The sequence below is a fragment of the Roseibium porphyridii genome, assembly GCF_026191725.2.
Lineage (GTDB): Bacteria > Pseudomonadota > Alphaproteobacteria > Rhizobiales > Stappiaceae > Roseibium > Roseibium porphyridii.
Genome location: NZ_CP120863.1, coordinates 5,636,958 through 5,649,973 on the forward strand (window position 1 = coordinate 5,636,958; position 13,016 = coordinate 5,649,973).

The window sequence follows — 13,016 nt, forward strand, 5'->3', positions numbered from 1 at the left end:
CGGTGCCTATGCCATAAACAAAAACACCGGCCAATCGGCCGGTGTTTTTGTTTAATTTCTGAAGTGTTGTCTAATGAAGCGAAGCCATTTCAAGGTCGGCTTCGAACGCATTGGCAACGGCTGCTTCACGGCTGTCAGCCAGCAGGATCGGCGTGCCGTCCGCATTTAGAAGCGCATAAAGCGTCATGTTGTCGTGGAGCGGTGGAACTTCCGGAAACATTTCCTTCAGGTCCCGCGCTTTGATCGGTTTGATATAGGCAACATCTCCGGTACCCAGTTCCGTCAATTCGTCGACGGACATGGCGGTTGTGAGATCTGCGCCGTCTGCCCAGTCCGGGCTATTTGGGTCGTGCATCAGTCAATTCTCCATAAGTTGGTCGACGAGGGTCTATTCGCCGCTGGAGATTTCTATTTTTCTTATAACACGTTCCGGTTCGGGACGTGCCAGGTCGATGGACAAGAGGCCATCTTTGAGGTCAGCTCCGAGGATCTCTATCCCCTCGGCCAACACAAATGCCCGTTGGAACTGCCGTGCGGCAATGCCGCGATGCAGATACTGGCGGGATTTGTCGTCTACCTGCCGGCCTCGGATCACAAGCTGACTCTCCTCAACGGAGACATCAAGCTGCTCTCTGGTGAAGCCGGCCACAGCCAACGTTATCCGGATTATATCACCCTGACCTTCGGATTTCGGAAGTCTTTCGATGTTATAGGGCGGGTATCCGTCATTCGCGGCCTTGGAAACGCGATCGAGCACACGCTCGATATCGTCGAACCCGAGCATAAACGGGCTAGAAAACGCTGACATGCGTGACATCCTCAAAGTCCTTGTCGAAGCGACCTTGCGCCCGGACCCTCTTAAAGGCATCCGGACCGGAGACAGGCTCCGTTCAATATTAAATATGGCGCTTCGTTAAAATTGATTCAAGGAGACGCATTTTCGGGTCGTTTTCAGATACGTCTCCCGGACATGTTCAGAACTCCGGCCGCAACAAAGGATCGCGTTTCAACAACTTGGCGAGTGCAGAAACAGCTTGCCTTATAAGGGGCTCATGGCGTTCGTCCTGATGCATGACAAGCCAGCGTTCTGTTTCAAGCTCTTCAACCGGTTCCGAAACCCGAACAAGATCGGGGTAAGCCTCACCGACAAACATGGGCAACAGCATGCGCGCATGTCCCTGCCGGACCAGAGAGAGCGCCAAAGATGCCCTGTTCACCGTGATCGTGACGTCGGCGGCGTGATTTTCCATCATCCAGACAGCCGTTGGAAAAAGCGCTTCCTTTTCAACCGGACTGACCCAGCCGATTTTTTGATCTTCGGTAATTTTGTCTGACTGATATGCCGCAAACCGGACGGTTCCGACCTTTCTGCCAGCCAGCCACTCCTGTTTCGGCCTCTTGTTGCGGATGCCGATGTCGATCTGCCGTCGGGCAACATCCCTGTTCCTTGGGTCGGCCAGAAGCTCTGGCACCCAACCTGAGCCCGGCGTCCAGAAGCCGTCCAGATTGTCCATCAAAAGCCGCATGGTCCAGTCGCCTGCCGATATTCGAATACGCCGTCGCGCTTGGCCTGTGTCCCGCCAGGCGGCAATGGATTGAGCGGCCTGATCCATATCTTCAAGCTGCATCAGCAGTTTTTGTCCTGCGGATGTCAGTTGATAGCCACGCGCCTCGCGCTCTACCAATCGGGCATTCAAGCTCCTTTCAAGAGACGAAACGCGTCGCCCGAGCGTTGCGGCGCTGACACCTGTCTTGTCTGCGGCTCCAGCCAGACCACCGGCTTTGGCGACGGCCAAAAACAGTCTCAAATCTTCCCAGTCGATGTTTCGTTTCATTTTTGAAATCTCAATTTCAATTAGAAAACATAGGAATATGCACTTCTTATGAGATTATCCGCAGTGATCCTCCAACACCAACCAATTTTGAAGGGAGCTGCGAATGCACATTCCTTATTGCCTGCCTTTGAAACGCGATGGGAAGCGTGGAAACACGCCCGACTGGCAAGACCCAATCCGGGGCCTTTACCCGAACCACGCAGAATTCTGGCCCTCAGAACCTCCTGAGCACCATCAAATGTTGCAACGGCACTTGCGCATGGCACGCAAGCGCCGTCGGTTGATGCTTATCAAACTTCTGAAGTGGTGTTTGGGTCGCCCGCTCGAGGGCGCCAGAGCGCGGAATGTGACGGTTTCCGAAGAGGGCCGGAAAGGCATGACCCCGAACACTCACACCAGATCGAAATCAAAGGAAACTGTTTCTTTCTTTCACCCGCTGCAAAACGGGTCGGCCGCGCCACAAACTGAGACGCGACCGCTTCCACTCAGTTCGACGTTGCCAAAAGCCTGCTGCCATGGGGATTGTCGATAACCATTTTCCAGCTCCCGTCCGGCTGGCGCCGAAGCACCGCAACCGAGAGACCTTCGCCGGTGACATCCCCGCCTTCCGGATCGGTGCCTGTCATCTTCCAGGGCGCTATATGGACAGCCAGATCGCCCTGGACGATCACTTCATGGCCCGAATAGGAAAACTTAGGCGAAACAGAGCGAACCTGTTCGAAAATCTGCCGTGCCGTAGCGCCATCGGAAACCGGCTCCCCCGGTTCAAAAACAATCGACTGATCGGCCTCGTAAGTTTGCATCACCGTGTCGATGTCTCCTTTTTCAAAGGAACTAGTCATTGTCTCGATCAGGCTAAGGACATTTTTCTGGTCGGTGGTCATATCAGGGCTTTCTTCCGCTTTTGTGGGTGTTGAAAAGGTCAGCATTGCCGCCACCATGGCAGCTCGACAAGCGATCCGGCGTTTCATTGGTTTCTCCGTGATTTCAGGCATGGCGGGGCCAGTCCCGCCAGATGCCCGGCTGGTTGAAGTTGATACGTGTCTGGCTGAACTGCGTCGTTAGAGCTCGGGCGAAAGAATTCTGCGCAACCTCGTGCGAATATCATCCGGACAGGCGTGCGCGGGGACGCTGTGCTGAAGTTTGAGTGTTTTCAGGTCGTCGACAACGGCATCTATCTGCTGTCTTGCCTGCACATAGCCGATGTGGCTTTCTGCCGAATTCGGATAAACTCCAGCCTGGACCCTGCCTCCATTGATTGCAGCAGGCAGGCGGCGTGGGCAGCTGCATTTGGCTTCACTGGCGACAAGTCCGCAATGACGGCTTGTGAAGCCCTCAACACCCGCCCGGGCACGAGACAAACGCTTTCGGAACGTAGCCGGCGTGAGTTCAAGGATCTTCGAGGCTTCAAGATGATCCAGTTCCAACACGTCTCCGAGAACATAGGCAAGTCGCAGGTCCAAGCTCAGGCAAAGGAGCATTGCCATGGTGCATGAGACCCTCAATTCATTCAAAAGCAGTGCCTGATCGGGTGCTTCGGGAGGATCGGCGACCAGGCCGGTTTCAAGGTCTGCCGCAAACACCTCGAAAGTCAGGCCCAGGTCCCGATCCCGGAGTTTCTTTGCTTTGACCAGGTACCGAACGGCAACCTGATAGGCCCAGGTCGAAAATGCGCTCTCGTTGCGAAAGGTCGAGAGCTTGGTCAGTATCTGGATCAGAATTTCCTGCGTTGCTTCACGAGCGTCTTCCGGATTGACCAGAATGCGCCTCGCAAGACCGTGAATCAGGTCCTCCACGCTTGAAAGCACCTTTTCCAGGGCCAGCCTGTCGCCATTTTGAGCAGCCGTCACCGTCGCTGCCGATACATTTGCCATCACCAATTTGTCGCTCCCTCATTGGGTTCTCGAAAGGTTAGAGGGACCGACACGCAGATGTGTGACACGATTTTTTTCAACTTAATCTCCTTGCGTGGCCGGAACCGACACGTCATCTTGCCGTTTCCCGCCGAGAACTCCGACCTCAGTTTGACCTAGAGCCTCACGATGACACGCGACGAATTTGACGCCTTTTGCAAGTCCCTTCCCGCGACGACAAACGTTATTCAGTGGGGCAACGCGTCCGTGTGGAAGGTTGGCGGCAAGATCTTCGCCGTTTGTTCCAGCTGGGGCGAGGGTGCTCATCCGAAGGTCAGCTTCAAGTGCTCTGACATTTCCTATTCGCTTTTGACCCAGCAGGAGGGTTTGATCCCCGCGCCATACCTTGCAAGAGCCAAGTGGGTGCAGATGGAGCAGGAAAACGCCCTATCCGATAAGGACCTGAAGGCTTATGTCGAGGCCGCCCACAAGATCATCGCGGCCAAATTGACAAAGAAGCAGCAGAAAGACCTTGGCCTTGCCGACTGATTTTACCGGCAAGTGGCGCTCGCTCAGCCTGCTGATGGTGGCTGAGGTTGCGGGCATGAGCCTTTGGTTCATGTCGGCTGCCATTCTCCCGGATCTCACCCGCGAATTTGCCATCTCCGAGTTTCGTCAGGCTGCCCTTTCCAGCGCCGTGCAGATCGGCTTTGTTGCGGGCGCTCTCGCTTCTGCCCTTTTGGGGCTGGCAGACAGAATTGATCCACGCCGTTTCTTCGCATTTTGCGCCATTCTGGCCGCGCTCTTCAATGCCAGCCTGCTGGTGGTGGAACCGGGCGGCAATCTGTCGATACTGGCCCGGTTCGTTACGGGAGCCCTGCTTGCAGGGGTCTATCCTGTGGGCATGAAGATTGCCGTTGGCTGGGGCAAGGATGATCGCGGCCTTCTTGTTGGCACGCTTGTCGGTGCATTGACGCTTGGATCCGCGGCCCCGCACTTCCTGGCGCTTCTTGGCGGCACAGACTGGCGATGGAGCCTTTCTGTTGCTTCGATCGCAGCCGCCGCCGGAGGTGCCCTGTGCCTGTTTGCAGGACTAGGCCCTTTTCATGCCAAGGCACCGCGCATGGAACTCAAGGCTATCCTGACAGCCTGGACCAACCGCAAGATCCGCTTCGCCTATGCCGGATATCTCGGCCATATGTGGGAGCTTTATGCCATGTGGGCATGGATCGGTGTTGCACTGACAATCTCGTTCAGCAGTCAGATGTCGTCTGATGCCGCGCTTTCGCTCTCCAGACTGATCGCATTTCTGACCATCGCAGCCGGAGGCATTGCCAGCGTGTTTGCCGGCCTTGTGGCAGACCGGGTCGGTAAGGCGAATATCGCCATCCTAGCGATGGTCGTCAGCGGTAGCGCTGCAATTGCCTCTGCGCTCACATTCGGTGGACCAGCGTGGCTAACAATCATCTGTGTGCTCATCTGGGGCGCAGCCATCTTGCCGGATTCCGCCCAGTTCTCGGCGCTGGTTGCTGACTATGCCCCGCCCGATCAGGCCGGCAGCCTGATGAGCTTTCAGACAGCACTCGGATTTGCGCTGACATTCTTCACCGTGCAGCTCACACCGGTCGCCGCCGACTGGCTCGGGTGGCCCACCGTCTTTGCGTTCATGGCCATTGGGCCTGCGCTGGGGATTGCTGGAATGCTGAGACTGAAGAAAATGAACTGAAGTCTTTCAAAGCACATCAGGGCATTATCAGCTCAAACTCGGCGAACCCGAAATCCTTTCCGTTGATCCTCAGACTCACCGCTTGAGTGCCGCCATAGTAAACCCGCGTGGTGATCGGTCTGATCGCATGTTCTCTTTCAAGCTTCACCACTTGGCCGGGCTCCAGCTGGAGTTTCGTCCATTTGAAGACTTTCGGGGAAAGCGCCCCATTCGCCTTTTTGAAGTGAACCAGATAGTCCAGCACCAGCGACTGCGTTCTGGCAGACGTTGACGTCAGTTCAATGCCGAACCCGAGCGCATCGCCATATGGAACGACCTTCGTTGAGATCATTGGTCCCGTCAGTTCAAGCTCCGGCGGGTTGAGCCCAAACGCCTTCAGTGTTGCAGCATGACCCTGCTTTATCAAAGACCGACAAGCATGCCGGACCAGCTTCTCCCGGTCTTTATCTGCACTCTTCAGCCAACGCGCTGCGGTCTCGGCAACCAGATCCGGGTGGTCCTTGGCTATATCATTGAGATGATTGGCGACAGAGCGCCGGACATATTCTTCCGGGTCGTCTTTCAGGGCTTCAAGAAGCGGCAAGGTAGGTGTCGGATCGGCCACCAGCTTCTTGAGCCGCATGCCCCAGGGCAATCGTGGTCGTGTGCCTTCTGAGACAAGTCTGCGCACATGAACACTCGGATCGCTTACCCATGGTGACATGATCGCCAGGGCACGGTCCTGGTCCTTGTCGAGAAAGGGCCTGACTTCGAATTCCGCAGTTGCCCGTTTGGTCATTTCCTTCAGGAGCGTGAAGGACTTCTCGAAGTCGTCGAGACCGCAATCCGTGACAACCATTCCAAGGGGCATCATGCCCCAACCGCGAATGCCCTGATCATCACTTTTGCGGTCGACATCGGTATCGGCCACGGGATGCAGCATGGCCTCAAGAACACCAAACCGGTCATCAAGCCCTACCGGCAGAACCTTTCCGGTGACATCGGCAATTAACCGCGCGCGTTCCTTCAGTTCCAGGGTTCCAAGGTCCTCCAGGATCTCGGCTTCATAGGACTTTCGATCGAAGCTTATGAGATGCCTGTCGAGATGCCCTGCAAGGCAGCGCACCAGATCCGGCGAGAGGTGGTTCTTGAAAGGCTCCAAGTTTTTGCTCCTGGCTTGTGTGTCCTCAACGATGTGCCAGAAGACGTCTCATCTCACCAGATGGCACGACACAGGCTCCTGACAGGTAATGTCAGGAGCCTGTCAGTTGCCTTGTCTGGCGCGCGTCCCAAAACAAAAGCCACCCCGGTTTCCCGGAGTGGCCAATTCGGGTGCGGACATTCTTTGGCTGCCACATCACCTGATTGCAGATCTGTCAGTCAATCCGTTGTCCGGTGGCAGCATCAAAGAAATGCACGTTTTTGGTGTCAACCTTCAGGTGCATGGTCTCGCCCGGTTCGTGATGGGCATGGCTGGAGACGCGTACGACTATTTCCTGCCCGCCGTCGCCAAAGCTTGCATAAACGTAGCTTTCCGCGCCGACAGGTTCCAGAACGTTCACCGTCACCTCAAGGTTCACACCATCGCCGTCAGTCGGCCCGTCAACCACATCAAGATGTTCAGGACGTACGCCAATGATGTAGCCATCCTTGCCCTTGGTGTTCGCTCCGCTGAGCCCGCTGCCGGTTTCAAGAGCAAGCCCGGTGCCATCCGCCTTGACCTTCAGAAGGTTCATTGCCGGAGATCCGATGAAGCTCGCCACAAAGGTCGACGCCGGGTTGTCGTAAACGTCGATTGGCGACCCGATCTGTTCGATGTTGCCGCCATTCAGAACGACAAGACGATCGGCAAGCGTCATGGCTTCCAGCTGGTCATGGGTCACATAAACGCTGGTGGTGCCAAGCGACCGCTGCAGACGCTTGATTTCCACACGCATCTGGACGCGCAATTTGGCATCAAGGTTGGAAAGCGGTTCGTCAAACAGGAAGGCTGCCGGTTCACGTACAATAGCGCGACCCATGGCGACACGCTGACGCTGACCGCCGGAGAGCGCCCGGGGCTTGCGGTCGAGATAATCGCCGATTTCAAGAATGCGCGCGGCTTCCTTGACCCGGCGATCGATCTCTTCTTTGGCCATGCCCCGGTTTTTGAGGCCGTAGGCAAGGTTGTTATAGACCGACATATGCGGATAGAGCGCATAGTTCTGGAACACCATCGCGATATCGCGATCTGCAGGGTCGACCTTATTGACCAGCCGGTCGCCGATCTTGATGTCTCCTGTGGTGATGTCCTCAAGCCCTGCAATCATACGCAAAAGCGTGGACTTGCCGCAGCCGGAGGGACCAACCAGAACGATGAATTCACCGTCGTCGATATCGATGGAAACGCCTTTGACGGCTTCCACTTCACCGGCATAGACCTTCCGGACCGTGTCGAGAGTAATCGTTGACATAAAGTACCTCTAATTTCTCACTTGTCGCTCTCGACGAGTCCTTTGACGAACCAGCTCTGGAAGATCACAACGACCAGCACGGGCGGTATGATGGCAAGTATTGCCAAAGCCATGGCCTCATTGAAGTCCGGGATCTGAGCACCGACCCAGACCTGCAGGATCTGCTTGATGCCGCGCACCAGCGTGAACAGGCTCTCGTCCGTGGTGATCAGCGTCGGCCAGAGATACTGGTTCCAGCCAAAGACGAACATGATGATGAAGATTGCCGCAATCATCGTCTTGGACAGCGGCACTAGGATATCCTTGAAGAATTTCCAGGGGCCGGCGCCGTCAATGCGGGCTGCCTCCAACAATTCGTCCGGAACAGACATGAAGAACTGGCGGAAGAAGAATGTGCCGGTCGCAGAAGCAATCAGCGGAACAATCAATCCACTATAGGTGTTCACCATGCCAAGCGACTGGACAATCTCGTAAGACGGCAGGATGCGCACTTCCAGAGGCAGCAGCAGTGTTGCAAAGATCACCCAGAAGCAGAGTGTTGCCATCGGAAAGCGGAAATAGACGATGGCATAGGCTGCAAGCATCGAGATGATGATCTTGCCGATGGCAAAACCGAAGCCGAGGATCATCGAGTTCTTAAGCATGACGAAGCCGTCGACTTCCTTGGTAAAGCCACCAGCCTCAAAAAGTACCTTTTCGTAGTTTTCCAGAAACTTGCCACCCGGCAGGAACTGGACACCTTCCTTGTAGACCGTGATTGCATCGTGGGTGCTGGTCAAGAAGGTCAGCGCAACGGGCGTGACCATGAAAAACACACCGGCCAGCAGGATCAGGTGATCTGAGATCTGAAGTTTGTTCATTGCCGCCCCCTTTTACGTGTAGTGCACGCGCCGCTCGATCAGGCGGAACTGAATGACTGTCAGAACGAATACCATCGCCATCAACAGAACCGATTGCGCCGACGAGCCGCCAAGGTCATTGCCGCGGAAGCCGTCGAGATAGACCTTGTAGACCAGGGTCACCGGGTTGTTGCCTGGCTCGTTCTTCACGATGACATCGATGATGCCGAACGTGTCGAAGAAAGCGTAGGTGATGTTGATGATGAGAAGGAAGAAGCCTGTCGGCGCCAGAAGCGGGAACGTGACCGTCCAGAAGCGGCGCATGCCGGAGCGGCAGTCAATGCTGGCCGCCTCCTGCACCGACTTTGAAATGCCCTGAAGCCCTGACAGGAAGAAGATGAAGTTGACCGGTATCTGTTTCCAGACAGCCGTCACGATCATTGCAAAGCTGGTGTCGAAATAGTCCACACCGATCTGCATCCTCCAGCCGAACAGCGCGAAAAAGTCGACGATTGGCCCGACGTGCTGATCGAACAGCAGAACACCGATCAGACCGGCAACCGGAGGAGCCACCGCATAGACCCACATCAGCAGGGTCTTGTAGCTGGATGCACCCCGCAGAACCTTGTCAGCCTTGACGGCCAGCAGAAGAGCGATGCCAAGAGACAGGAATGTAACGAAGAACGTGAATACGCCGGTAAAACGCGCGACACGACCGTAGTCGGTCGAGGTCAGCGTATCGCTGAAATTGTCGAGCCCCACGAACGTTGAGCCGAAGCCAAAGGGATCTTCCAGATAAAACGATGACTGCACCGCTTCGGCCGCCGGCCAGAGAAAGAAGATCGTCACGATGGCCAGCTGCGGCATCAGCAGCATGTAGGGCAGCCACGGGGACTGGAATTGAACTTTTTTCATATGAGTTTTTCTTGACCCCCGGGAATGGGTAAAGCGGGTCACCAGATAAACCGGCAGACCCGCTTGACGTTCATGGAAATGGGGGCGCTTCGGAGCGCCCCCATTTGGGGTAGGTCAACCTGAACTTAGTTGCCGGTGGTCTTGGAGAAACGCTCAAGAAGCTTGTTGCCATCTGCTTCGATGGTCTTGAAAGCATCTTCAACGGAGGTATCGCCAGACATGATCTTACCGTACTCGCGGTTCATGACGTCGCGGATCTGAACGTAGAAGCCCATGCGGTAGCCCTTGGTCCAGTCGCCGCCCGGCAGGGTCAGCTGCTTGATGCCGATTTCGGCAGCAGGCGTGGTGTTGTAGTAACCGTCCGACTTGGCCAGTTCGTATGCAGCGTTGGTGATCGGCACATAACCGGTCTCTTTGTGCCACATATACTGAACTTCCGGAGACGTCAGGTACTCGTAGAAGGACGCAACGCACTTGTTTTCTTCGTCCGGCTTGCCGGCCATTGCGAAGAGAGCTGCGCCACCGATGAAGGTGCCGGTGCCAGCGCCGTCAACAGCATCCCAGTAAGGCAGGTAAGTTGCCGAGAACGGGAACTCAACGGTTTTGGAGATACCGCCGAACGACCCCGAAGAGCCGAGCCACATGGCCACTTTGCCTTCGTTGAACGGGGTCTGGTTGTCGCCCCAACCAGTGCCGTAGTAACCGAACAGACCATCGTCCAGCCAACCTTTGACAGCGCTGAAGTGATTTTTGATCGGCTCACCGAAGACCAGCTTGGTGTCCTTTGAACCGTCGTAACCGTTGTTGTTGGTTGCGAACTGCAGGTTATGGCGGGACTTGAAGTTCTCGGTGAAGATCCAAGGCAGGTGAGACTGTGCAAGCGGCACATAGCCTGCTTCTTTCAGCTTCGGTGCGATTTCCGCAAACTCTTCCCAGGTCTTCGGAGCTTCAACACCGGCCTTTTTCAGGGCGTCGACGTTGTAGTAGAGGATCGGTGTGGAGGAGTTGAACGGCATGCCGATCATCTTGCCGTCACTGTCGGCATAGAAGTAGCGAACGCCATCGATATAGTCTTCGATGCTGAAGTTGGCACCGGCGTTTTCCAGGATGTCCTGGGCCGGAATAACGGCACCCTTGGCTCCGATGATGGTCGCTGCGCCAGCATCGAACACCTGCAGAATGTTCGGCTGTTCACCGGCACGGAAAGCCGCGATGCCGGCTGTCAGGGTCTCTTCATAAGTGCCCTTGAAGACCGGTGTGATTTTACAAGCGTCCTGAGAGGCGTTGTAGCCGTTCGAAATGTCGACAACAACTTCGCCCAGACGTCCACCCATGGCGTGCCACCAGGCAATGTCGGTTGCCGCATATGAAGCGGAGGATGTGCCCAACAGGGCAGCCGCAGCGACAAAGCTGGCGACTGTTTTACGATAAGCCATGTTTATTTGCTCCCATCTCGAAGGGCATTTTTCGCCCCGGTCAGCAGTTGGTTTTCACGATACTGAAATGGCTTCATCAGCATCTGAAAGGATAACGCCTGCGTTTCGTATTGTTTTCATATGAACGTTGTATGACGCTCATATGAACATTAAAAGACGCCCAGACCGCGTCCGCAAGTGGCAACAGATGAAAACTTGCATATTTTGTTCAATCGCCGAGAGGCCGGCTATTTTTTTCTTCATATCGAAGACCCCGCAAGACAATGGTTTTCCCGCGGAGTCGCGCGCTTTTTTTCAGCGCGAACCCTTCATTGATGCCATCATTTTCAAGAGGTTTAGCCGGATCGTTTGAACGGGCTTTGGTGAAGCTGATTTCGTAAATATTTCTATTAATTCAGAAATTTGGGCGAATGCGCGATTCCCCTGAGGCATTCAACACCTGTCAGGCAGCTCACTGGTCGTAAGCCTTTTTGAGCCCTCAGGCGTCCTGACCGAAGATCCGTTTCTTGGTGCTGGAGGATGAATGCAACAGCTTGTTGTAGATATAATGCTTGCTTCGTTTTTCCAAAAACCGAAACGCGTATTCAACGCGGCCTTTCAGGCTTCTGCTGACTTGCGGACCCGAGGTCAGGTACCTGCGGATGCGTCCCTCATCACAGAGCCGATCCACCCATAGCTTTTCCGCATCCCAGTCATGAGTGTGCTGTTTGCCCTGATGGGTAAACCCGAACAGATGGATCTCCACTTCGGGCATGACATCCAGAATTTCCGCGATGATGGACGCCCCGGTCGTCGGGTTGCTTCGTTCAAACGGATCAAATTCCTTGAGGTGACCACGTGCTTTGGTTATCGGGCCGAAGCCCAGATGGGACTGTTTGCACTCCTTGGTGAAGAGCCAGTCGACGTCCCCATTTTCCCGGATATCATTCACCCAGACTTCAGGCGCACGATGCAATGCGACAGGATTTATCCGCTTGCTCATATAGACGCGCGCGCGGTTGAGCAGCAATGCATCGACCCGTTCGCCTGCCGCGCCGCAAGCCGGAGCGCTGTTGAACCGCAGTACAAAATCGGCCTTGTCGATCATATCTGCGTCGGCCTTCGAAACAGGCCCGTTTCCGACGATGGAAATCGTTTTGATCCCGCGCTTCTTCAAGTCGCTTATTGGCATGAAATCTTCCTGAATGCTGCACCGGGCCGTATAGCAATCCGATTCTCAACCGGCAACGGCTGTTTGCGGTCCGGCCCGAGTGGCCATGGCACGGACACATGGCCAGAACACACTGCATCACGGCCTTTTCGACAACACGGTTCCGCAAACGAATGGCATCCGCTAAGCTGAATTCATTGTTCGTTGACCTGGCACAGCATGACCTTGCCCTTCTCTTCTGTCTTTCCGTTGAAAAAAGCGCGCGCGCATGAAATCTGCGGCGACAGCGCCTTGGTTTTTGCCGCAGCAAGTGCCGGACTTTCGACAGGCACTGTTGTCTGGATTTCCGAAAACTGGCGTCCGACGATCAACCCGGAAGGCCTGTCTCCTTTCTGTGACCCGGGCAAACTGCTTCTGACCCGTGCCGACAGCCAGCTGAATGTTCTGGCCAGCGCCGAAACGGCACTACGGTCCGGTGCTGCCGGGCTTGTCGTGGCAGAACTTTCCAGCACCATCGGGCTGACGGAAGGGCGCAGACTGCAGCTGGCGGCGGAAGCCGGAAGAACGACCGCACTGCTTATCATTCCGGATGGCGCGGGAAGCAATGCGGCAGAAACCCGCTGGCGCTGCACCGGCGTCCCGGCCGGACAACCGGCGCCGCCCGGACAGCCTGGCCCCGCCTATGGCACCCCTCGTCAAAAGGACCATGACTCGACTCATTGGCGCTGGTCGCTTATAAAGAACAAAATAGGAACATTGTCAGAATGGATTGTCCGTTGGGATGCAGCGACGCATCGTATCATTGTGGTTTCCGAGGCTGGCAGCTGAGC

Annotated in this window: 14 protein-coding genes; 3 read left to right on the plus strand and 11 right to left on the minus strand. The window is 55.6% G+C overall.

What is annotated here, in order from left to right:
* Window positions 1–70: 70 nt before the first annotated feature.
* The 5 genes from K1718_RS26000 to K1718_RS26020 all read right to left on the minus strand — a co-directional run bounded on the left by K1718_RS26000 (window position 71) and on the right by K1718_RS26020 (window position 3,709).
* Window positions 71–355 (minus strand): BQ00720 family protein, encoded by a 285-nt coding sequence (locus K1718_RS26000; RefSeq protein ID WP_247649307.1) that lies wholly within the window; start codon window positions 353–355, stop codon window positions 71–73.
* Between the two features lie 33 nt (window positions 356–388).
* Window positions 389–817, minus strand: a complete 429-nt coding sequence (locus tag K1718_RS26005) for an Hsp20 family protein (protein ID WP_152503834.1) — start codon at window positions 815–817, stop codon at window positions 389–391.
* A gap of 157 nt (window positions 818–974) precedes the next feature.
* Entirely contained in the window at window positions 975–1,835 is an 861-nt protein-coding gene (locus K1718_RS26010; RefSeq protein ID WP_265680309.1) for a LysR family transcriptional regulator, read from the minus strand.
* Window positions 1,836–2,320: 485 nt separating this feature from the next.
* Complete coding sequence (locus K1718_RS26015; protein WP_173006194.1) at window positions 2,321–2,806, minus strand: YybH family protein; 486 nt, start codon at window positions 2,804–2,806, stop codon at window positions 2,321–2,323.
* Window positions 2,807–2,896: 90 nt separating this feature from the next.
* Window positions 2,897–3,709: an RNA polymerase sigma factor gene (locus K1718_RS26020; protein ID WP_265680308.1), complete on the minus strand. Its 813-nt coding sequence runs from the start codon at window positions 3,707–3,709 to the stop codon at window positions 2,897–2,899.
* Window positions 3,710–3,877: 168 nt separating this feature from the next.
* Here K1718_RS26020 and K1718_RS26025 point away from each other — a divergent pair, with 168 nt between their 5' ends.
* Together K1718_RS26025 and K1718_RS26030 are read left to right on the plus strand one after the other, a co-directional pair.
* Window positions 3,878–4,237, plus strand: a complete 360-nt coding sequence (locus tag K1718_RS26025) for an MmcQ/YjbR family DNA-binding protein (RefSeq protein WP_152503838.1) — start codon at window positions 3,878–3,880, stop codon at window positions 4,235–4,237.
* Complete coding sequence (locus K1718_RS26030; protein ID WP_209006743.1) at window positions 4,221–5,414, plus strand: MFS transporter; 1,194 nt, start codon at window positions 4,221–4,223, stop codon at window positions 5,412–5,414. Before K1718_RS26025 ends, K1718_RS26030 begins: the two co-directional genes overlap by 17 nt.
* Window positions 5,415–5,430: 16 nt before the next feature.
* On the opposite strand, the gene K1718_RS26035 is transcribed toward K1718_RS26030, so the two are convergent.
* From K1718_RS26035 to K1718_RS26060, 6 genes are all read right to left on the minus strand, one after another.
* A complete protein-coding gene (locus K1718_RS26035; protein WP_265680307.1) occupies window positions 5,431–6,555 on the minus strand; it encodes a DNA alkylation repair protein in 1,125 nt (374 codons plus the stop codon).
* A 214-nt stretch (window positions 6,556–6,769) separates the two neighbouring features.
* Entirely contained in the window at window positions 6,770–7,846 is a 1,077-nt protein-coding gene (locus K1718_RS26040) for a sn-glycerol-3-phosphate import ATP-binding protein UgpC (RefSeq protein ID WP_152503840.1), read from the minus strand.
* 17 nt (window positions 7,847–7,863) lie between these two features.
* On the minus strand, window positions 7,864–8,706 hold the full coding sequence (gene ugpE / locus K1718_RS26045; RefSeq protein ID WP_152503841.1) for a sn-glycerol-3-phosphate ABC transporter permease UgpE: 843 nt from the start codon (window positions 8,704–8,706) through the stop codon (window positions 7,864–7,866).
* A gap of 12 nt (window positions 8,707–8,718) precedes the next feature.
* A complete protein-coding gene (locus K1718_RS26050) occupies window positions 8,719–9,600 on the minus strand; it encodes an ABC transporter permease subunit (protein WP_152503842.1) in 882 nt (293 codons plus the stop codon).
* Window positions 9,601–9,725: 125 nt separating this feature from the next.
* Entirely contained in the window at window positions 9,726–11,036 is a 1,311-nt protein-coding gene (locus K1718_RS26055; RefSeq protein WP_152503843.1) for an extracellular solute-binding protein, read from the minus strand.
* A gap of 478 nt (window positions 11,037–11,514) precedes the next feature.
* On the minus strand, window positions 11,515–12,207 hold the full coding sequence (locus tag K1718_RS26060; RefSeq protein ID WP_152503844.1) for a glycosyltransferase family 29 protein: 693 nt from the start codon (window positions 12,205–12,207) through the stop codon (window positions 11,515–11,517).
* Between the two features lie 198 nt (window positions 12,208–12,405).
* Here K1718_RS26060 and K1718_RS26065 point away from each other — a divergent pair, with 198 nt between their 5' ends.
* Window positions 12,406–13,014, plus strand: coding sequence for an ImuA family protein (locus K1718_RS26065; protein ID WP_265680306.1), 609 nt, complete (start codon window positions 12,406–12,408; stop codon window positions 13,012–13,014).
* Window positions 13,015–13,016 lie beyond the last annotated feature (2 nt).